A 19,077-nucleotide genomic window follows, 5' to 3' on the forward strand; every position below is an offset into this window, starting at 1 on the left:
TTAGTAGATCACTTTGAGGTTGAAGGCATAGTTGCGGCCCGGACGCGACTGGCGTTCGATATCGGCCAGGGTCGCTGCCGTGGTGGCGGCAGGCAGGCTGCGCGACGAGGCGTAGTCCCAGTACTTCTTGTCGCCCAGGTTGTACACGCCGCCGCTCAGCACGACGTGCTTGTTGATGTGCCAGTACGCAGTCAGGTCGAACACGGAATAGCCCGGCACGTCGAACATGGTGGTGGTGCTGCCGGTCAGCACGTCGCCGACGGCACGCTTGCCGCGCGCGGTGCTCGCGGTAAAGGCCGCGCCAGCGATGTCGCTGTCGTAGGCGAAGGTGGCGTTGGCCTTGTACGGCTGCACCGATGCCAGGTCTGCCTGCTTGCCGGTGGCGGTGTTTTCCGAAGTACCTTTGGAGGCGCCGGCCGCCAGGTTGACGCTGTAGCCTTTCATGCTTGGCAGCCATTGGCCCAGCGTGAAGTGGGCGTTGAACTCGGCGCCGTAGATCTTGGCCTTGCCGATATTTTCAGGACGGTACAGGCCAAAGGTGATGGTCGGGTAGTTGACCGGATCGGCCGGCTGCGTGGCGTACTCGATGAAGTTGCTGTACTGGGTGTTGAACACCGAGGCGCTGAATTCCACGCCCGGTGTGGGTGCGCCTTTCAGGCCCAGTTCGAAGGCGTTGCTGGTTTCCTTCTTCAGGTCCGGATTGCCCAGCACGGCGTAGCCATTGCCGGCGCCGGTGTAGCTGAAGGAATCGTAGGTGCCGGTACGCTCGGCTGCCGATGGCAGGCGCGTGCCGCGCGAGTACTGTGCGAAGGCGTTGAAGTTCGGTACCAGTTCCACCGACAGGTTCAACGACGGCGTCAGGAAGGAATCGGTTTCTTCCTTGATTTCCTTGGCCGCGTTTGGCACTGCCACCGCGTACTTGGACAGGTTCTGCGGCGTCAACTTGCGCTGTTCGGCGCGCAGGCCCGGCGTCAGCGTGGCTTGATGGCCGGCTAGCGCGAAGCCGAATTCGCTGCGCACGTAGGCGGCGAATTTGTCGGTGTCCATGTCGGCCATGCGGTACTTGCTGGTGTACTGGTGCGCGCCGGTGGCCACCACCAGACGGTCCTCGGTCCACGGACGGCGGCTTTCCAGTTGTTCGTACAGCAGGCCGTAGCTCAGCAGATTGCCGACGCCCAGTTGCTTGGTGGCGTCCAGCGACAGGCCCTTGCTGTCGTTGTAGTAGCCGGTGTTGATGTCGCGCACGTACTTCTGGCCGGTCGACACGTAGTCGGCGTGGGTCAGGTCAACCACTTCGGCTTTTTGCGAGTAGAGCTTGGTGTCCAGCGTATCGAACAGGGCGAAGCCGGTCGGGGTCCACTGGTGGTCGACGCTGAAGCGGGTGCGCTTGGTGTTCGACTCTTGCGAGACGCCGGTCGGGTACAGGGTGCTGGTCTTGTTGTCGTAGGCGCGGGTGTGCTCGGCCTTGAAGCTGTCGATGGCGAAGTTCAGTTTCTGGCCTGGGGCGATAGTCCAGTTCAGCTTGGCCAGCACGGCGTCCGAATTCCAGTCGTCCGGATTCAGCGGCGTGTTGCTCTTGCTGTCGGCCTGCTCGCCGTCGCGGTGCACGGCCACGATCAGTGCTTTCAGCGCTGGATTGATTTCGGTGGCGGCAGTCACCGCGTGCATGCGGGCCGCGTGGTCCGAGGTGTAGCCGAATTTGTAGTCGGCGTAGAGCTTGCGCTTGCCGTCCAGGTAGTCTTCCGGCGACTTGGTCACGAACGATACCGAACCGCCCAGGCCCGGCGTGCCGGCGCCGGCTGGCGATGAGCCGGAACCGATGCGCACGTCGCGGAAGGTTTCTGGATCGAAGTAGTCGCGGCCGATACCGAAGCCGTTCAGCGTGGTGCCGTCCGGTTTCGGTGCCGCGTCCGGCAGCGAGATGCCGTCCAGCTCCAGGCTGACCCGGTTGCCTTCGACGCCACGGATGTTGATGCCGGTGTTGCCTGGACTATCCCACACGCTGCCGCCGCCACTGGCCGCCGCCGGCACGCTGATCAGCGGCGAATAGCGCGCGATGTTGCCCATGTCGACGGCATTGTTCTGCTCCAGCTGGCGCGCGCTGATGCTGGTGGTAGTGCCGTTACGGGTGGAGTTGGCGTCGTCGCGCTTGGCCTGGACCAGGATTTCGGACAGTTCGCCGGCCGGCTTGGCTTCCTGCGCAAACGCCGGCAAGGCGACCGCGCCCAACATCACCAGCAGGGCGGATCGGACGTGAAGGGACAAAGGCGCGGCCGTGTGCCGGGCGCCCGTAGGGGTAGCGACCATAAATATCCAAGAGAGAGTAGTGTTGAACGGCTGGCTCTCGGACTACCGATGATCGCTGGCAAAAGCGCATCTTAACAATAATGATTCTCATTTACAAGACAAAAATGAGATCATCCCTTCAAGTAATTGTTCTTCACGCGCACATAGTGCTCGGCGGAGTATTTGAGGTAGGCGATTTCTTCCGGCGTCAGCGCCCTCACCTTGGCGGCCGGACGGCCCACATACAGGTGGCCGCTTTCCAGCACTTTGCCCGGCGAAACCAGGCTGCCGGCGCCGACCATCACCTGGTCCTGCACCACCACGTCGTCCATGATGATGGCGCCCATGCCGATCAGCACTTCATTGCCGATGGTGCATCCATGCAGCATGGCCTGGTGGCCGATGGTCACGTAGTCGCCGATGATCAGCGGCGAGCCGTCCGACTTGGCCGCGTTCTTGTGCGACACGTGGCACATGGCGAAGTCCTGCACGTTGGTGCAGTTGCCGATAACGATGCGGTTCACATCGCCGCGCAGCACGGTGTTGCACCAGATCGAGCAATCCTTGCCGACCGTGACATCGCCGATCACGGTGGCGGTTTCGTGCAAGTAGAGGCCCTCGCCAAATTGCGGTGAGGTGTTCAGGTAAGAAGAAACGGGCATTGCGGGATTCCTTAATCGCGAGATAAATCAGCCTTGGTACGTGGCGTCGCCGTGCGGTGCGGCCTTGAATTCAGGCAGTTGCTCGGCCTGCTGCGAATAGGCAGCCAGCGCCGGATAGCGGGCGGCAGGCGCCACTTCCGGCAGCATCTGCTGGATGAAGTGCCAGGTAATGGCCATCATCACGCCAGGCGGCGGGATATCGGCGCTGCTCACCGGCAGCGGCTGCTTCACCTGCTCGGCTTCCAGCACATCGAGCGCGGACAGCAGTTGCTGGGTGACGCGCTCCAGCCACGGCTGGTGCAGCTTTTCGGCCGGGCGCACATTGTGCTCGTAGACGATCTGCACCGCCTTGTCGCAGGCGGCCAGCGCAAAGCCCAGCAGCGACTGCGAGCGCATCAACTCGGTCGGCATGGACGGCGTGCGGCGCGCGGCCGGGCGGGCGATGGCTTCGGCGTATTGCAGGATCAGGGTGGAATCCATCAGCACGTTGCCGTCCTCGTCCACCAGTGTCGGCGCCTTCACCACCGGGTTGATCTGGCGGAACTGGTCGTAGGTGCGGAACACCGACAGCGACTGGTGCTCGAAGCGGATGCCCAGCAGTTGCAAGGACACCGCCACACGGCGGACGTAAGGTGAATCCAGCATGCCGATCAATTTCATATCTGCTCCTCGTTAATGGCCCAAAGGGCGGCACTTTGCGCGTGAATGGACGTGGTGTCAAATAGTGGCACGCTGGCGTCCGCCTGCGCTACCAGCAGCGAGATTTCGGTGCAGCCGAGGATGACGGCCTGTGCGCCCTGCTCCACCAGGCCGGCGATGATGCGGCGGTACTCGTCGCGCGAGGAATCCAGCACTTTGCCGAGGCACAGTTCTTCGTAGATGATGCGGTGAACGATGTCGCGGTCGGTCGGCGCCGGCACTACCACGTCGAGGCCATGCAGTTCGCGCAGGCGGTCTTTGTAGAACGGCTGCTCCATCGTGAATCGCGTGCCCAGCAGGCCGATCTTGCGCATGCCGGCAAGCTTGATCGCCTGCGCGGTCGGGTCGGCGATGTGGAACAGCGGAATGCTGACCGCGCCTTCAATGGCGGGCGCCACCTTGTGCATGGTGTTCGTGCACAGCACGATGAAGTCCGCGCCGGCGGCCTGCAAGGCGCGCGCCGCATCGGCCATCATCACGCCAGCAGCATCCCAGTCGCCCGCATGCTGCAGGCGCTCGACTTCGTGGAAGTCCACGCTGTACAACACCAGCTTGGCGGAATGCAGCCCGCCCAATTGCTGCTTGATGGTTTCGTTGATCTGGCGGTAGTACGGCACGGTCGATTCCCAACTCATGCCGCCAATTAGTCCTAGGGTTTTCATCGTGCGTAGCTGACTGTGAGGATTTCCCACTGGTGGCCGTCCGGCTCGTTCCAGTAGACGATGCTGCCGTCGTTCCATTTGCCGACCGCGTTGTCGGCCGGCCCGAATACGGAGCTGCGGTAAGGGATGCCCTTGGCGGCGATGCGGCCGAGGATGGCGTCGAACTCCGGCTGGGTAACGCGGAAGCAGTAATGCGTGAGCGGGATCGGCGCCGGCCAGGTGTCGAAGTCGATGGTCAGACCGTCACTGACGAACACCGGCGCGAACGGGCCGGTGCCGGTTGGGGACCAGCGTACGTCCAGCAGTTCCGCCAGCAACCGCGCCGACGCGATCTTGTCGTGCGCGGGAATGATCAGGTGATCCAGTTCGATAGCCATAGGCACCTCCTTGAATCTCCCATTCTAGCTGCTTTTTTATCAAGACTGCATCAGTACCGTGGCGCCGCGCGCCAGCGAACGCACCACTTGCATCACGTCCCAGTTGGTCAGGCGCACGCAGCCGTGCGACTGGGTCTTGCCGATCTTGCCCGGCTCCGGCGTGCCGTGGATGCCGTAGTGCTCGATGGTCAGGTCGATCCACGCCAGCCCGACCGGATTGTTGGGACCGGCCGCGATACGGGCCTTGGTGTCGCCGGCCTTGGCGTCCCAGAACAGTTTCGGGTTGTAGCGGTACTCCGGATTGGTGGCTACGCCGCGCACCTGCCAGCGCCCCTCGGGCAGCGGATCGTGCTTGCTGCCGGTGCTGGCCGGGAATTGCGCGAACGGCGTGCCGCCCTCGTCGAGCAGGGTCAGCGTGCCCTCCTTCGCATCGACCAGCACCGAGGCCGCCTTCGGCAGCGGCTTGATGATGGCCACATTCGGCACCAGCAATTGCTCGCCGGCGCGCGTCATCTTCTTGCCGGGATTCAGGCGGCGCAGCAGATCGGGACTGCAATGGAAGCGCTCGCCCAGTGCCTCAGCCAGGCTGGCGTAGCCGAGCGCGGGCAGCTTGGCCTTGCCCGCCATGTCGGCCGGCACCCTGGCGTACGGGCCGGCCACGTCCTGCGCGGTCAAGATGTAGACTTCCAGCACCGGCGCCTGGTCGCGCTCCAGTTCCTTCCACGTGGCGGCATCGAGCTTGCCGGTGACGCGCAGCTGGCGCAGCTTCTGGAAGCCGCGCACGGCCTGCCGCATATTGCTGCCTTCGGCCGCATCCATCTCGCCGGGAGAAAAGTGCGCGCGGTCCAGCAGCACTTGCGCGCGCAATATGTTGGTAGCGGATGGCGACAGCGCCGGCTCGGCGGCGGCAAGGCCGGCGGCCAACATTAGGACAGGAAATAAAGCTTTCAAACCAGACTCGAATTCAATCAGGGAGCCGCATTCTATCCTTAACCATTGATTTGCTGCGCGACTTCCCAACTGTGTCCGGCAGGATCGACAAAGTTCGCGGTGCGCATGCCCCACGGGCGGTCCAGCGGTCCTTGCAGCAGCGTCACGCCGCGCTGCCTGAGCTGGGCGCAGATCGCATCCACATCCGGCACCCAGATGCTGATCTGGAAGCGCGAACCAGCCTCGCGCGGCGCCACCACGCCGGGCGCGATAATCTCCGGCGCATTGGCGACTTTCAGCAAGTTGATGAGCACGCTATCGAACTTGAACACGGTGCAGTTGGCGTCCTCATACACGACGGGCGCCTCGAACACTTCCACATAAAACGCCTTCGCTGCCGGCAGGTCTTCCACGAACAAACTGATGGCGCTGATGTGCTTCATGGTTTAATCCTTGCGGTAGCGTTGCATGACGTAGCCGAGGCGGCTGCGGTTCTTGTCGAGCCAGGTCCACAGGGCTTCGCTTTGCGGCGTGTGGGCGCGGTAGAAGTTGTCGTTGAAGGCCAGCCAGACGCGGATGTTCATCAAGGGCTGCGGCAACTGCACCACCTCGCCCTTGTATTTGTCCAGCGTCTGCTTGAGGTGGGCCGGCGCCACCGCCGCCACCACCACGCCGTCCACCCGGCCCAGCCGCAGCTTTTCGATATTGCGTTCAAGGTCGCGGCCGCCCTCATCCAGCGTCAGGCCGGCGTCGCGCAGGCGCGCGGCGTAGGCATTGCCTTGCGCGATGCCCAGCGTCTTGCCCTTGAAGTAGTTGATGGGATTGGTATTCAGCGGCAGCTTGTCCCTGGCGCGCACCAGCACCAGCACTTTGTTGTGCAGCGCGCGTTCAAGATCGATATTGCCGGCCTTGTCTTTCGGCAGCGCGATCTCGGCCGGATAGAAACTCTGCTCGCCGAGCGGCGCCAGGTCGATGTCGCCGTTGGCCAGCGCCACCCGCAGGCGCGCTACCGGCAGCCGCACCCAGATCGGCGCGCAACCAAAGCCGGAACCGAGCACGGCGTCGCGGATCAGGTCGACCGCCGCGCCGGGCGGATCGGGCACCTTGTCGCCTTCGCCCAGCCAGTACGGTGGACGGTTCTGGTCCATATAACCGACCCGGACCGGGATGCAAGGCCCGGCCGGCGCCGGGACGACGGGCGCAGACACAGGCGACGCGCTTGCGATCACAGGCACGACGGCGGCAACGGCCAACAGGAATATGCCAGCGCGCAGCGTCATGTCAGGCCTCACTGCTTGGGAGGTTCAGCCGGCTTGGACGCCAGCGGGGCAAGCGCGGCCGATTGGCCCTTGCCGACGATTTGCACGAAAATCTCGTTTTGCTTGATCATATTGAGCTCGTAGCGAGCCCGTTCCTCGACCGCGCCGGTGCCGTCCTTGAGGTCGCGCACTTCGGAGTCGAGCTTGGCGTTGCGGGCGATCAGTTCCGCGTTCTTCTGGTGCGCCGCCGCCACCTGCCCCTCGAAATCCTTGACGCGCAGCCAGCCGCCCTTCCCCAGCCACAGCGGGTATTGGATCAATAGCAGCAGGAAGGCCAGGCCCAGAGTAATCAAACGCATAGAAAAATGGCAGCGCCAGGGAGTCCCGGCCATGTATTGCAAAATTACCTTCCATTATATAACGACACCGCGCTGGTAACGCTGCTGCACGCATCCGGACACTTTTCCTTGCTTTGCATTTTGTCAGAAGGCGGAGTCAGGCTTGGAGCGAGGTCTGGAGCGAGGACGCAGGGAAGGTGCAGTCGCGCTGCTGGAGCGGCAGCTTGCGCAGCGTTTCGGCCCGTTGCCGCAAACCGCCCGTAAGAAACTCGCCAAGGCCAGCCTGGAACAGCTGGAAGCATGGAGCGACGCGCTGGCGGCGGCGCCATCGCTCAAGCAAGTGTTCAACTAAAAAAGGCCGGATCGCTCCGGCCTTTCTGGCTGCATTACTGCATTACTTCAGGTTGTAGAACGCGTCGCGGCCTGGGTAGGAAGCGATTTCGCCCAGATCCTCTTCGATGCGCAGCAGCTGGTTGTACTTGGCCATGCGGTCCGAACGCGACATCGAGCCGGTCTTGATTTGCAGGGCGTTCAGGCCAACTGCGATATCGGCGATGGTCGAATCTTCGGTTTCGCCCGAACGGTGCGAGATCACGGCGGTGTAGCCGGCGCGCTTGGCCATTTCGATGGCGGCGAAGGTTTCGGTCAGGGTGCCGATCTGGTTGATCTTGATCAGGATCGAGTTGGCGATGCCTTTCTGGATGCCTTCTTTCAGGATCTTGGTGTTGGTGACGTACAGGTCGTCGCCCACCAGCTGGACTTTCTGGCCCAGTTCCTTGGTCAGGATGGCCCAGCCGTCCCAGTCGCCTTCGTGCATCGCGTCTTCGATCGAGATGATCGGGTACTTGTCGCACCAGGTCGCCAGCAGGTTGGTGAACTCGGTCGCGGTCAGCGACAGACCTTCGCCTTCCAGTTCGTATTTGCCGTCTTTGTAGAACTCCGACGCAGCGCAGTCCAGGCCGATGGCGATCTGGGTGCCTGGCTCGTAGCCGGCTTCTTCGATCGCCTGGATAATCAGCTTGATGGCTTCTTCGTGGTTAGCCAGCGAAGGAGCAAAGCCGCCTTCGTCGCCCACGGCGGTGTTCAGGCCCTTCTTGTGCAGGATCTTTTTCAGGGTGTGGAACACTTCCGCGCCGTAACGCACGGCTTCCTTGAACGACGGTGCGCCCACTGGAATGATCATGAATTCCTGGATGTCCAGGTTGTTGTCGGCGTGCGCGCCGCCGTTGATCACGTTCATCATCGGCACTGGCAGCTGCATCGCGCCCGAGCCGCCGAAGTAGCGGTACAGCGGCAGGCCGGCTTCTTCCGCAGCGGCTTTGGCCACGGCCATCGACACCGCCAGCATGGCGTTGGCGCCCAGGCGGGCTTTGTTTTCGGTGCCGTCCAGGTCGATCAGAGTGCGGTCCAGGAAAGCTTGCTCATTGGCGTCCAGGCCCATGATGGCTTCCGAGATTTCGGTGTTGATGTTTTCGCAGGCTTTCAGTACGCCCTTGCCGAAGTAACGCTTCGGATCGCCGTCGCGCAGTTCGATCGCTTCGCGCGAACCGGTCGAGGCGCCCGACGGTACGGCGGCGCGGCCCATCACGCCCGATTCCAGCAGCACGTCGCATTCGACGGTTGGATTGCCGCGCGAATCGATTACTTCACGGCCGATAATATCAACGATAGCACTCATGTCATTCTCCAAAGTTAGGCGATACAGTGTCGCGCCGCGTCTTTACGCGCGTTGCGAACAAGGATAACGGGAATTGTACCCGGCGTTGGCAAAATTACTAAATTCACCACACCGGGTAGGCTGCTTTAGTTGAAGCTGCTCTCCAGGAAGCCAGCTTTTTTCGTGACGCGGTCCAGTTCGATCAGAACGGACAGCAAGTCCTTCATTTTGCCCAGCGGTACGGCGTTCGGGCCGTCCGACAGTGCCTCTGCAGGATTAGGATGGGTTTCCATGAACAGGCCGTCGACGCCGACCGCCACTGCCGCACGCGACAGCACCGGCACCATTTCGCGCATGCCGCCCGACGAGGTGCCATTGCCGCCTGGCAGCTGCACCGAGTGGGTCGCATCGAACACCACCGGCGAACCGGTTTCGCGCATGATGGCCAGCGAGCGCATGTCGGACACCAGGTTGTTGTAGCCGAACGAGGCGCCGCGTTCGCAAGCCATGAAGTTATCTTCAGGCAGGCCGGCTTCCTTGGCGGCAGCGCGGGCCTTGTCGATCACGTTCTTCATGTCGTGCGGAGCCAGGAACTGGCCCTTCTTGATGTTGACCGGCAGGCCGGACTGCGCGCAGGCGACGATGAAGTCGGTCTGGCGGCACAGGAAGGCCGGGGTCTGCAGCACGTCGACGACTTTCGAAGCGACTTCGATATCTTCGATGGTGTGCACGTCGGTCAGCACCGGCACTTGCAGCTCGCGCTTGACGGCGGCCAGGATCTCCAGGCCCTGCTCGCGGCCGGGACCGCGATAGGATTTGCCCGAAGAACGGTTGGCCTTGTCAAACGATGCCTTGAAGATGAACGGGATGCCCAGTTCGGTGGTCATCTCTTTCAGCGCGCCGGCGGTGTCGAACGCCATCTGGCGCGATTCGACGACACAGTTACCGGAAATCAGGAAGAACGGTTTATCCAGGCCTACGTCGAATCCGCACAGTTTCATGCTGCCTCTCCTTGCAGTTCAGTCGCGCCGCCTGCAGCCTTGTGGGCCAGCGCCGCCTTGATGTAAGACGTGAACAGCGGGTGGCCGTCACGCGGGGTCGATTTGAATTCAGGGTGGTACTGCACGCCCATGTACCACGGGTGCGAGTTGTCGCCGCTACGTGGCAGCTCCATGATTTCGCACAGGTCTTCGGTCGGGGTGCGCGCCGCCACCACCAGGCCGGCCGCTTCCACGCGCGGCAGGTAGTGGTTGTTGGCTTCGTAACGGTGACGGTGACGCTCGGTCACCACCGCGCCGTAGATTTCCGAGGCCAGCGTGCCCGGCTTGATGGCGCAGGTTTGCGCGCCCAGGCGCATGGTGCCGCCCAGATCGGAGTTCTCGTCGCGTTTTTCGACCTTGCCGTCCTGGCCTTGCCATTCGTCGATCAGGGCGACGACTGGCTGCGGGGTGCCGAGGTCGAACTCGGTCGAGTTCGCTTCAGTCAGGCCGGCCTTGTGGCGCGCGTATTCGATCAGCGCCACTTGCATGCCGAGGCAGATGCCGAGGTAAGGAATCTTGTTTTCACGGGCGAAGCGCGCGGCCATGATCTTGCCTTCCACGCCGCGCTTGCCGAAGCCGCCCGGCACCAGGATGGCGTCGTACTTGGCCAGCGAGGCGCAGCCGGTGGTTTCGATTTCTTCCGAATCGATGTACTCGATGTTGACTTTCGATTCGGTGTGGATGCCGGCGTGGCGCAGCGCTTCGGTCAGCGACTTGTACGACTCGGTCAGTTCCACATACTTGCCGACCATGCCGATCGACACTTCGGTCTTCGGATGCTCTTGCGCGTAGATCAGCTTGGTCCAGACCGACAGGTCGGCCGGTGCCGGGGTCAGGTCCAGCGCTTCGCAGATGATGGCGTCCAGGCCCTGGTCGTGCAGCATTTGCGGCACTTTGTAGATGGTGTCGACGTCCCACACCGAAATCACGCCCGCTTCTTCGATGTTCGAGAACAGCGAGATCTTGGCGCGCTCGTCGTCCGGGATCGGACGGTCGGCGCGGCACAGCAGCGCGTTTGGCGAGATGCCGATTTCGCGCAGTTTCTGTACCGAGTGCTGGGTCGGTTTGGTTTTCAGTTCGCCGGCCGAGGCGATGAACGGCACCAGGGTCAGGTGCACGAAGGCGGTGTTTTTGCGGCCGGCGCGCAGGCTCAGCTGGCGAGCGGCTTCCAGGAACGGCAGCGATTCGATATCGCCCACGGTGCCGCCGATTTCGCACAGGGCCACGTCGTAGCCTTCGGCACCGCGACGGATGTAGTCCTGGATTTCATTGGTGATGTGCGGGATCACCTGCACGGTCTTGCCCAGGTACTCGCCACGGCGTTCCTTGCGGATCACGGAGTCGTAGATCTGGCCGGTGGTGAAGTTGTTCACCTTCTTCATGCGGGTGGTGATGAAGCGCTCGTAGTGGCCCAGGTCGAGGTCGGTCTCAGCGCCGTCATCGGTGACGAACACTTCGCCGTGTTGCATAGGAGACATGGTGCCCGGATCGACGTTGATGTACGGATCCAGCTTGAGCATGGTGACTTTGAGGCCGCGCGATTCGAGGATCGCAGCGAGGGAAGCAGCGGCGATCCCTTTACCCAGGGAAGACACGACGCCGCCAGTGACGAAGACAAATTTGGTCATTGCGGAAGGTGCCGAACGGCACATGCGGGAAATTGAAATTATACCCTAAAACGGCCAATTCATCACCTCCCGCGTGCATCAGCGTACAGATCCGGCTTGTAAAAAAGAACAGAATGACAACTCATCAATCAGAGGAGATGCATCATGAGCTACGAAGATCGTGATCAATATGGCATGTATGTGGACAACGGCCATAAAGGTCCGGGACCAGAGCTGCTGGGAGCCGACACCGTGATTGGCGACCATATCCACAACCTGAAAAACGAGCACCTCGGCGAAATCAAGGAAATCATGCTGGACATGCGCACCGGCAAAATCGCCTACGCGGTGATGGCGTCGGGCGGCGTGCTGACCATCGGCGAGAAGCTGTTTGCGGTGCCGTGGGAGGCGTTGACGCTGGACGCCGTCAACAAGCGCTTCACCCTGGACATCGACAAGGAGCGCATCGAGGCCGCCCCCGGCTTCGACAAGGACCACTGGCCGGACATGGCCAACCAGACCTGGGCCAGCCAGGTGCACAGCTACTACGGCGCCGGCCTGCGCCGCGACCTCGACGCACGCTAGCAGAAATCGCGGCTGGCGGTGGGCAGGCGGCCCAGCAGGTGGCTCATGTCGACCAGCCGCTTGGCCACCAGGTGGCGCACCATGCCCTCCTGCTGCCAGACGCCATACACGCCCAGCAGCGGCGCACTCAGCACCTCGCGCCGCTGCTGTTCCAGCAAGGCTGGCCAGATGATGACGTTGACGTTGCCGGTCTCGTCTTCCAGGGTCATGAAGATCACGCCCTTGGCGGTGCCGGGACGCTGCCGTACCGTGACCATGCCGCAGGCGCGCGCCACCATGTTGTTGGTGTAGGTGTTCAGCACCTCGGCCGGCATGAAGCGGTGCTTCAACAGCGTGGCGCGCAGCAGCGCCAGCGGATGGCGGCCCAGCGTCAGGCCGTGCGAGCGGTAGTCGCCGAGGATGTCTTCGCCTTCGGTGGGCGCGCGCAGGGCGGGCACGGCTTCGTCCGGCATGGTCGGGCGCAGCAAGTCCTTGTCCGGCACGGCGCCGACGGCCTGCCACAGCGCTTGCCGGCGGTGTCCGGCCAGCTGGTGCAGCGCGTTGCCGCCGGCCAGCACGTGCAGCGCGTGGCGGTCGAGGTCGGCACGGCGCGCGAGGTCGGCCACGCTGGCGAACGGGCCGGCGGCGCGCGCCTGCTCGATGCGGGCGCCGGCCTGGGCCCCCATCCCCTTCAGCATATTGAGCCCGAGCCGGACCGCCGGCTGGCCGCGCTGGCCGGCCGGCTCTTCCAGCGAGCTCTCCCAACCGCTGATGGCGACATCGATCTCGCGCACCACCACGCCGTGGCGTTTGGCGTCCTGCACCAGTTGCGACGGGCTGTAGAAACCCATCGGCTGGCTGTTGAGCAGCGCGCACAGGAAGGCGGCCGGTTCGTGGCACTTGATCCATGAGCTGGCGTAGCTCAGCAACGCGAAGCTGGCGGAATGCGATTCAGGAAAACCATATTCGCCGAAGCCCTGGATTTGCTTGCAAATGGCGTCGGCGAAATCATCGTCATAGCCACGCTCGCGCATGCCGTCCTTAATCTGTTTTTCGTATTTGTCGACGCCACCCTTGCGCTTCCATGCCGCCATCGCGCGGCGCAGTTGGTCGGCCTCGCCCTCGGTGAAGCCGGCGGCGATCTGGGCGATCTGCATCACTTGCTCCTGGAAGATGGGCACGCCCAGCGTGCGGCCCAGCGCTTCTTCCAACCGGGGCGGATACTTGACCAGTTTATGATCCATGCGCCGCTTGAGGTAAGGATGGACCATCCCGCCCTGTATTGGCCCCGGCCGCACGATGGCCACTTCGATCACCAGATCGTAGAACCTCCTGGGCCGCAGGCGCGGCAGCATGCTCATCTGCGCGCGCGACTCGATCTGGAACACGCCTATGGTGTCAGCCTCGCAAATCATGTCGTAGGTATCACGGTCCTCGGCGGGAATGTCCTGCATGCGGAACGGCTGGCCGCGCTGCGCGCTCAACAGATCCAGCGTGCGGCGCAGGGCCGACAGCATGCCCAGCGCCAGCACATCCACCTTCATCAGGCCCAGCTCTTCGAGGTCGTCCTTGTCCCACTGGATGACGTAGCGGTCTTCCATCGTGGCCTTCTCGACCGGCACCAGCCGCGTCAATTTTTCATGCGAGATGACAAAACCGCCCGGATGCTGCGACAGGTGACGCGGGAAGCCCAGCAGCGCCACCGCCAGCGCCGCCCATTGCTGCGCTAGTTGCGACTCGGGATCGAGGCCGCACTCGGCCAGCCGCGCGATCAGGTCATGCTTGCTGTCGAACCAGCGCTGCGACTGGCAGACTTTTTCCACGATCGCCAGATCCACGCCCAGCGCCTTGCCGCTGTCGCGCAGCGCGCTCTTGGGGCGATAGCTGATCACCACGGCCGCCAGCGCGGCACGGTCCTGGCCGTATTTCTGGTAGATGTACTGAATCACTTCCTCACGTCGCTGGTGTTCGAAATCGACGTCGATATCGGGCGGCTCGTTGCGCTCTTTGGAAATGAAGCGGCCAGTCAGCATGTTGCTGCGTTCGGGATCGACCTCGGTCACGCCGAGGCAGTAGCACGCCACCGAGTTGGCTGCCGATCCCCTGCCCTGGCACAGGATGCCCTGCGAGCGGGCGTAGCGCACAATGTCGTACACGGTCAGGAAGTACGGTTCGTATTTGAGCTCGGCAATCAGCGCCAGTTCCTTCTCGATCTGCTCGCGCACCTTGTCGGACACGCCCTGCGGCCAGCGCCGCTGCGTGCCGGTGTACACCTCCTGTCGAAGGTAGCTGGCCGGCGTGTGGCCGGGCGGGATCAGCTCGTGCGGATATTCGTAGCGTAGCTGTTCGAGGTTGAAGGTGCACTCTGCGGCGATGCGCAGCGTTTCGGCCAGCGCCGCCGGCGGATACAGGTTGGCCAACTGCATGCGCGGCCGCAGGTGCTGCTCGGCGTTCTGCGCCAGTTCGTAGCCGCACTCGGCCACCGGCTTGCCGATGCGGATCGCCGTCATCGTGTCCTGCAGCGGCTTGCGCGAGCGCACGTGCATGCAGACGTGGCCGACCGCCACCACCGCCATCTGATGCTGCGCGGCCACCTCGGCAATGCTGAGGCGATGCGCTTCATCGAAGGGGCGCAGCAGCAGGTTCAGTCCCATCCACGCGCGGCCGGGGAAAGTCGCCTCCATCCATGCCGCTTGCGCGTGCAGCTGGTCCACATCCTGCGGACGATGGGCCGGATAGTGCGGCAGCAGGATCAGCGAGCAATCCGGCAAGCCCTTCAGGTGCGCGAAAGCCGGCGGCGGCGCGGCCAGATCGGCCGGCGTCAGCAGATAACTGCCCTTGGCCACGCGGTTGCGGGCAATGGTGATGATTTCGCAAAGATTGCCATAGCCATCACGATTGCGCGCCAGCGCCACCAGCGACGGTCCCGGCGAGCCATCCGGATTGGTGAGCCGGAAGTAGCTGCCAATGATGAGCGGGAGCTTGCCCTTGGCCTCGGCGTGAGCGCGCACTACGCCGGCCAGCGAGCATTCATCGGTGATGGCCAGCGCCGCATAATCGAGCTGCACCGCGCGCGCCACCAGCTCCTCGGCGCGCGAAGCACCGTGGAGAAAGGAAAAATTCGATAAGCAGAACAGCTCGGCGTAGGCCGGCAGTCCGATGGGGGGCAGCGCGCTCATGATGAATACTGTGTTTTTATACAGTATTCTACCCCAACTTCGAAGCCTACTTGCGTTGGGCGGCGATGACGTCGTTGATGGCTTGGATGATGACTTCGGGCGAGGCGGTCTGCATCTGGTGGTCGGAGTCGACAACGACGGTTTTGGCTTGCGGATACAGGGCGCGGACGAAGGCGATGGTTTGCGGGTCGCTGTTGACGACGCCAAAATCGACCGGCACGGCGGTCGCACCTTTGGGCTGGTTGACCAGCCGGATCATGGGCTTGCTGTCGATATCGCCCTGCGCCAGCACTTGCTCGCCGGTTTCATAGATGCTGCCGATTTCCTTGCGCACCGTGCTGGAGAAGAACAGCCAGGCGCCGGCGCGGGTCAACAGCGGAAAGTCGTCCTGTTTTTTAATCACGCGCGGGTACAGGGCATCGACCAGCACGATGCCTGCCACTTCCTCCGGATGGCGCTTGGCAAACAGCTGCACATACAGTCCGCCCAGCGAATGCCCTACCAGAATGTACGGCGGCGCCAGCCCTTCGGCTTTGAGGTTGCGGCGCAATTCCTCAACGATGGTCAGGCCGTCGCGCGGCGCGGCCGTGTCTTCGCTCTTGCCGTAGCCGGGACGGTTGTAGGCAAACACATTGGCCTTCGGCGCGATGCCGTCGATCACCTTGTCCCATTTGTCGACCGTAGCGCGCGAGCCGTTTTCAAATACCACCGTGACCGGGGCGGAAGGATTTTTCAAGGCAACGCATTCGACCTTGCGGCCATCGACCAGTGTGGTAACGACCAGCGCCGCCATTGCCGGCGCCGCCGCCAGCAAGCCCAGCACGAAAACGACGTTACGCATTATGATGCTCCCCTTTGTTTAATGAGCTGCCATTCTGGCACCGGCGATCAGCAGCCTGCGCAGGGATGCGATGAAACGCAGATTCAGGGGATCAGGATGCAAAATAGACATGTACAGGAATTGCTGTGCTTTGGTATCACGCTACCCTGCACGCGCTCACGCCCGACCTGCCAGCCATTGCCGACTGGGGCAAGCAGCACGGCGTCAGCGGCTGCTACGTCTGGTGCCGCCGCCCGGATGGCGCGCTTGAAGGGCGTAGCCTCAACCACCTTGATCCGGCCGCCGAAGACGGCGCCACCGGCGTGGCGGCCGGCGCGCTCACTGCGCACCTGCAAACCGGCATCACCCTGTATCAGGGCGCCAACCTCGGCACGCCCTGCCTGTTGCGCACGCAACTGCTCGGTGAAAGTATTTTAATCGGCGGGAAAACCGGGCTTGCGTAGCACTACGTAAGGGAAACACGGAGGTGAAGCATGCATACAACACAAAATAATGTTTGCACGTCAATTTGCTACAAAATCACCTGTCTATATGACCAATTTGCATAAAATCAAATTTTTCATGGGAGACGACACGTGTTCACCAATACCACCTTACGTAAAGCCGTCTTACTCAGCCTGTACGGCACCAGCACCCTGGCCCTCACCGCTGAGACCTACGCACAAGATAATGCAGTGCAATCGGTCAGCATCGTCGGTTCGCGCCGCGCCGCCAGCTCGGCCACCGACACCGCCGTGCCCGTCGATATCATTCCACTGAGCAAGACCGCCGAGAGCGGCGGCCAGTTCGACCTGGCCCAGACCCTGACCTACATTTCCCCATCGTTCAACTCGACCCGCCAGACTGGCTCCGACGGCGCCGACCTGGTCGACTCCGCCGCCCTGCGCGGCCTCGGCTCGGACCAGACCCTGGTGCTGGTGAACGGCAAGCGCCGCCACACCACCGCGCTGGTCAACCTGTTCGGCGCGCGCAACCGCGGCAACACCGGCACCGACATGAACGCCATCCCGATGCTGGCCATCAAGGACGTGCAAGTGCTGCGCGACGGCGCCGCCGCCCAGTACGGCTCGGACGCGATTGCCGGCGTGATGGACATCGGCCTGAAAAAATCCAAGGGCTGCGAAGCGGTCGCCGGTTTCAGCGAATACAGCAAGCGCGACGGCAAGAACTGGCTGGCCTCGGCCTACTGCGGCTTTGAGATCGGCAACAACGGCGTGCTCGGCATCACCGGCGAATACCTCGACCGTGGCCGCTCCAACCGCGCCGAAGCCGACAATCCGCGCACCATCGGCGACAGCAAGACCAAGAACCAGACCATCTACCTGAACGGCGAACTGCCGACCACCGGCACTGGCCGCCTGTACTTCACCGCCGGCGCGCAAAGCCGCGATGCTTCGTCGGGCGCATGGGCGCGCGGCGGCATCGGCAGCGACGACATCCCGTCGCGCAACTCGGCCGCCATGTACCCGAACGGCTTCGTGCCGTTCATCAACGCGCAGATCGACGACCAGTACGCCATCCTCGGCCACCGCAACCAGGTTGGCGAATGGAATATGGACCTGTCGCAGACCTACGGCAAGAACAAAATGATCTACGACATCAGCAACACGCTGAACGCGTCGATCGCCAACAAGGACCTGCTGGCCGGCGGCAAGGGCATCAGCCCGACCAGCTTCAACGCCGGCGGCTTCCAGTTTGAACAGCTGACCACCAACCTCGACTTCAACCGCTACTTCGAGGGCCTGGTCGGTCGCGGCCTGAACGTGGCGTTCGGCGGCGAGTACCGTCACGAAAACTACAAGATCTACGCCGGTGAACTGGGCTCGTACAGCGACGCCGACGGCGTGGGCATCGGCGGCAACGCCGGCAGCCAGGGCTTCCCGGGCTTCCAGCCAGCCGACGAAGTGGACGCCAACCGTCACAGCGTGGCAGCCTACCTCGACCTCGAAGCTGACCTGACCGACACCGTGAAAGCGCAAGGCGCGGTGCGCTACGAGAAATACAGCGACTTCGGCTCGACCACCACCGGCAAGCTGGCCGGCAGCTGGCGCGTGGCGCCAACCACGCTGCTGCGTGGTTCGGCCTCGACCGGCTTCCGCGCGCCGTCGCTGCAGCAGATGTACTTCTCGTCGACCTTCACCGACTTCATCGGCGGCGTGCCGACCGACGTGGTGCTGGCGCCGAACAACAGCGCGGTCACCAACCTGGCCGGCATTCCGAAGCTGACCAAGGAAAAATCGACGAGCTTCACGCTCGGTTCGACCTGGACCCCGACCCAGGCTGTCTCGGTCACCGCCGACCTGTATCAGATCAAGATCAAGGACCGCATCGTGCTGTCCGGCCGCTTTGACGACAGCAACTACCCGGCACTGGCCGCCAAGCTGGCCACGCTGGGCGTGGGCCAGGCGCAGTTCTTCGTCAACTCGGTCGACACCAAGACCCAGGGCCTGGACCTGACCGCCTCGCACAAGACCACCTTCGGCGCCGACAAGCTGGCCACCTTCCTGGCCTTGAACGTCAGCAAGACCGAAGTGACCGGCATCCACGCGCCGGCCTCGCTGCGCGGCTATGAGGACGTGCTGCTGTCGGAGAAGGAACGCCTGTACATCGAGCAAGGCGCGCCGCGCTCGAAAGCAACGCTGGGCTTCAACTATACCCACAGCGCCTGGGAAAGCGACCTGAAGATCATCCACTTCGGCCCGCAGACCCTGGGCACCTACAGCGGCACCGCTGGCGGCGTAGAGAACCAGCACTACAAGTCCAAGACTTCGGCTGACCTGGCGTTCACCTACACCATCAACAAAAACATGAAGTTCTCGTTTGGCGGCAATAACATCTTCAACGTTCATCCAAGCACGCAGAATCCGGATGAAACCGACAACGGCTTCAAGTACGAGTCGGTGCAATTCGGCCTGAACGGCGCGTCCTACTTCGGCCGCCTGTACGTGAAGTTCTGATGATGTAGATCAGAGTGAC

Annotated in this window: 18 protein-coding genes; 4 read left to right on the forward strand and 14 right to left on the reverse strand. The window is 63.0% G+C overall.

Going from position 1 to position 19,077, the window contains the following annotated elements; all coding sequences use genetic code 11:
* From BMZ70_RS12300 to ftsB, 9 genes are all read right to left on the reverse strand, one after another.
* Entirely contained in the window at positions 1–2,265 is a 2,265-nt protein-coding gene (locus BMZ70_RS12300) for a TonB-dependent receptor domain-containing protein (RefSeq protein ID WP_229205385.1), read from the reverse strand.
* 152 nt (positions 2,266–2,417) lie between these two features.
* Positions 2,418–2,948 carry a gamma carbonic anhydrase family protein gene (locus tag BMZ70_RS12305; RefSeq protein WP_092274298.1) on the reverse strand — a complete coding sequence of 177 codons (531 nt, stop codon included), beginning with the start codon at positions 2,946–2,948 and terminating at the stop codon, positions 2,418–2,420.
* A 27-nt stretch (positions 2,949–2,975) separates the two neighbouring features.
* Positions 2,976–3,608, reverse strand: a complete 633-nt coding sequence (locus BMZ70_RS12310; RefSeq protein WP_092274301.1) for a glutathione S-transferase — start codon at positions 3,606–3,608, stop codon at positions 2,976–2,978.
* Positions 3,605–4,309, reverse strand: a complete 705-nt coding sequence (locus tag BMZ70_RS12315; RefSeq protein WP_092274303.1) for an aspartate/glutamate racemase family protein — start codon at positions 4,307–4,309, stop codon at positions 3,605–3,607. The genes BMZ70_RS12310 and BMZ70_RS12315 overlap by 4 nt, the downstream gene beginning before the upstream one ends.
* Positions 4,306–4,686, reverse strand: coding sequence for a VOC family protein (locus BMZ70_RS12320; protein ID WP_092274306.1), 381 nt, complete (start codon positions 4,684–4,686; stop codon positions 4,306–4,308). The genes BMZ70_RS12315 and BMZ70_RS12320 overlap by 4 nt, the downstream gene beginning before the upstream one ends.
* A gap of 39 nt (positions 4,687–4,725) precedes the next feature.
* The gene (locus tag BMZ70_RS12325) at positions 4,726–5,637 is read right to left on the reverse strand and encodes a L,D-transpeptidase family protein (protein ID WP_229205386.1); all 912 of its coding nucleotides are present in this window, start codon (positions 5,635–5,637) and stop codon (positions 4,726–4,728) included.
* Between the two features lie 38 nt (positions 5,638–5,675).
* Positions 5,676–6,059: a VOC family protein gene (locus tag BMZ70_RS12330; protein ID WP_092274312.1), complete on the reverse strand. Its 384-nt coding sequence runs from the start codon at positions 6,057–6,059 to the stop codon at positions 5,676–5,678.
* A gap of 3 nt (positions 6,060–6,062) precedes the next feature.
* Positions 6,063–6,824 (reverse strand): hypothetical protein, encoded by a 762-nt coding sequence (locus BMZ70_RS12335; protein WP_229205387.1) that lies wholly within the window; start codon positions 6,822–6,824, stop codon positions 6,063–6,065.
* 80 nt (positions 6,825–6,904) lie between these two features.
* Entirely contained in the window at positions 6,905–7,234 is a 330-nt protein-coding gene (gene ftsB, locus BMZ70_RS12340; protein WP_092274318.1) for a cell division protein FtsB, read from the reverse strand.
* A 142-nt stretch (positions 7,235–7,376) separates the two neighbouring features.
* Here ftsB and BMZ70_RS12345 point away from each other — a divergent pair, with 142 nt between their 5' ends.
* Positions 7,377–7,565 carry a DUF4351 domain-containing protein gene (locus BMZ70_RS12345; RefSeq protein ID WP_092274321.1) on the forward strand — a complete coding sequence of 63 codons (189 nt, stop codon included), beginning with the start codon at positions 7,377–7,379 and terminating at the stop codon, positions 7,563–7,565.
* A gap of 42 nt (positions 7,566–7,607) precedes the next feature.
* Here BMZ70_RS12345 and eno read toward each other — a convergent pair whose 3' ends face one another.
* The 3 genes from eno to BMZ70_RS12360 all read right to left on the reverse strand — a co-directional run bounded on the left by eno (position 7,608) and on the right by BMZ70_RS12360 (position 11,538).
* Entirely contained in the window at positions 7,608–8,891 is a 1,284-nt protein-coding gene (gene eno / locus BMZ70_RS12350) for a phosphopyruvate hydratase (protein WP_092274324.1), read from the reverse strand.
* 125 nt (positions 8,892–9,016) lie between these two features.
* The gene (gene kdsA, locus BMZ70_RS12355) at positions 9,017–9,871 is read right to left on the reverse strand and encodes a 3-deoxy-8-phosphooctulonate synthase (protein WP_092274327.1); all 855 of its coding nucleotides are present in this window, start codon (positions 9,869–9,871) and stop codon (positions 9,017–9,019) included.
* Positions 9,868–11,538 (reverse strand): CTP synthase, encoded by a 1,671-nt coding sequence (locus tag BMZ70_RS12360; protein WP_092274330.1) that lies wholly within the window; start codon positions 11,536–11,538, stop codon positions 9,868–9,870. Before BMZ70_RS12360 ends, kdsA begins: the two co-directional genes overlap by 4 nt.
* A gap of 144 nt (positions 11,539–11,682) precedes the next feature.
* On the opposite strand from BMZ70_RS12360, the gene BMZ70_RS12365 reads away from it, so the two are divergent.
* The gene (locus BMZ70_RS12365; RefSeq protein WP_092274333.1) at positions 11,683–12,102 is read left to right on the forward strand and encodes a PRC-barrel domain-containing protein; all 420 of its coding nucleotides are present in this window, start codon (positions 11,683–11,685) and stop codon (positions 12,100–12,102) included.
* Here BMZ70_RS12365 and BMZ70_RS12370 read toward each other — a convergent pair.
* Both BMZ70_RS12370 and BMZ70_RS12375 read right to left on the reverse strand, forming a co-directional pair.
* Positions 12,099–15,260, reverse strand: a complete 3,162-nt coding sequence (locus BMZ70_RS12370; protein ID WP_092274336.1) for an error-prone DNA polymerase — start codon at positions 15,258–15,260, stop codon at positions 12,099–12,101. The genes BMZ70_RS12365 and BMZ70_RS12370 overlap by 4 nt on opposite strands.
* 46 nt (positions 15,261–15,306) lie before the next feature.
* A complete protein-coding gene (locus BMZ70_RS12375; protein ID WP_092274338.1) occupies positions 15,307–16,101 on the reverse strand; it encodes an alpha/beta fold hydrolase in 795 nt (264 codons plus the stop codon).
* Between the two features lie 125 nt (positions 16,102–16,226).
* Between BMZ70_RS12375 and BMZ70_RS12380 the strand changes: the two genes are divergently transcribed.
* A complete protein-coding gene (locus tag BMZ70_RS12380; protein ID WP_092274341.1) occupies positions 16,227–16,544 on the forward strand; it encodes a PhzF family phenazine biosynthesis protein in 318 nt (105 codons plus the stop codon).
* A 132-nt stretch (positions 16,545–16,676) separates the two neighbouring features.
* The gene (locus BMZ70_RS12385; RefSeq protein ID WP_092274344.1) at positions 16,677–19,058 is read left to right on the forward strand and encodes a TonB-dependent receptor plug domain-containing protein; all 2,382 of its coding nucleotides are present in this window, start codon (positions 16,677–16,679) and stop codon (positions 19,056–19,058) included.
* Positions 19,059–19,077 lie beyond the last annotated feature (19 nt).

The organism is Duganella sp. CF402 (assembly GCF_900109645.1).
Taxonomy (GTDB): domain Bacteria; phylum Pseudomonadota; class Gammaproteobacteria; order Burkholderiales; family Burkholderiaceae_D; genus Rugamonas.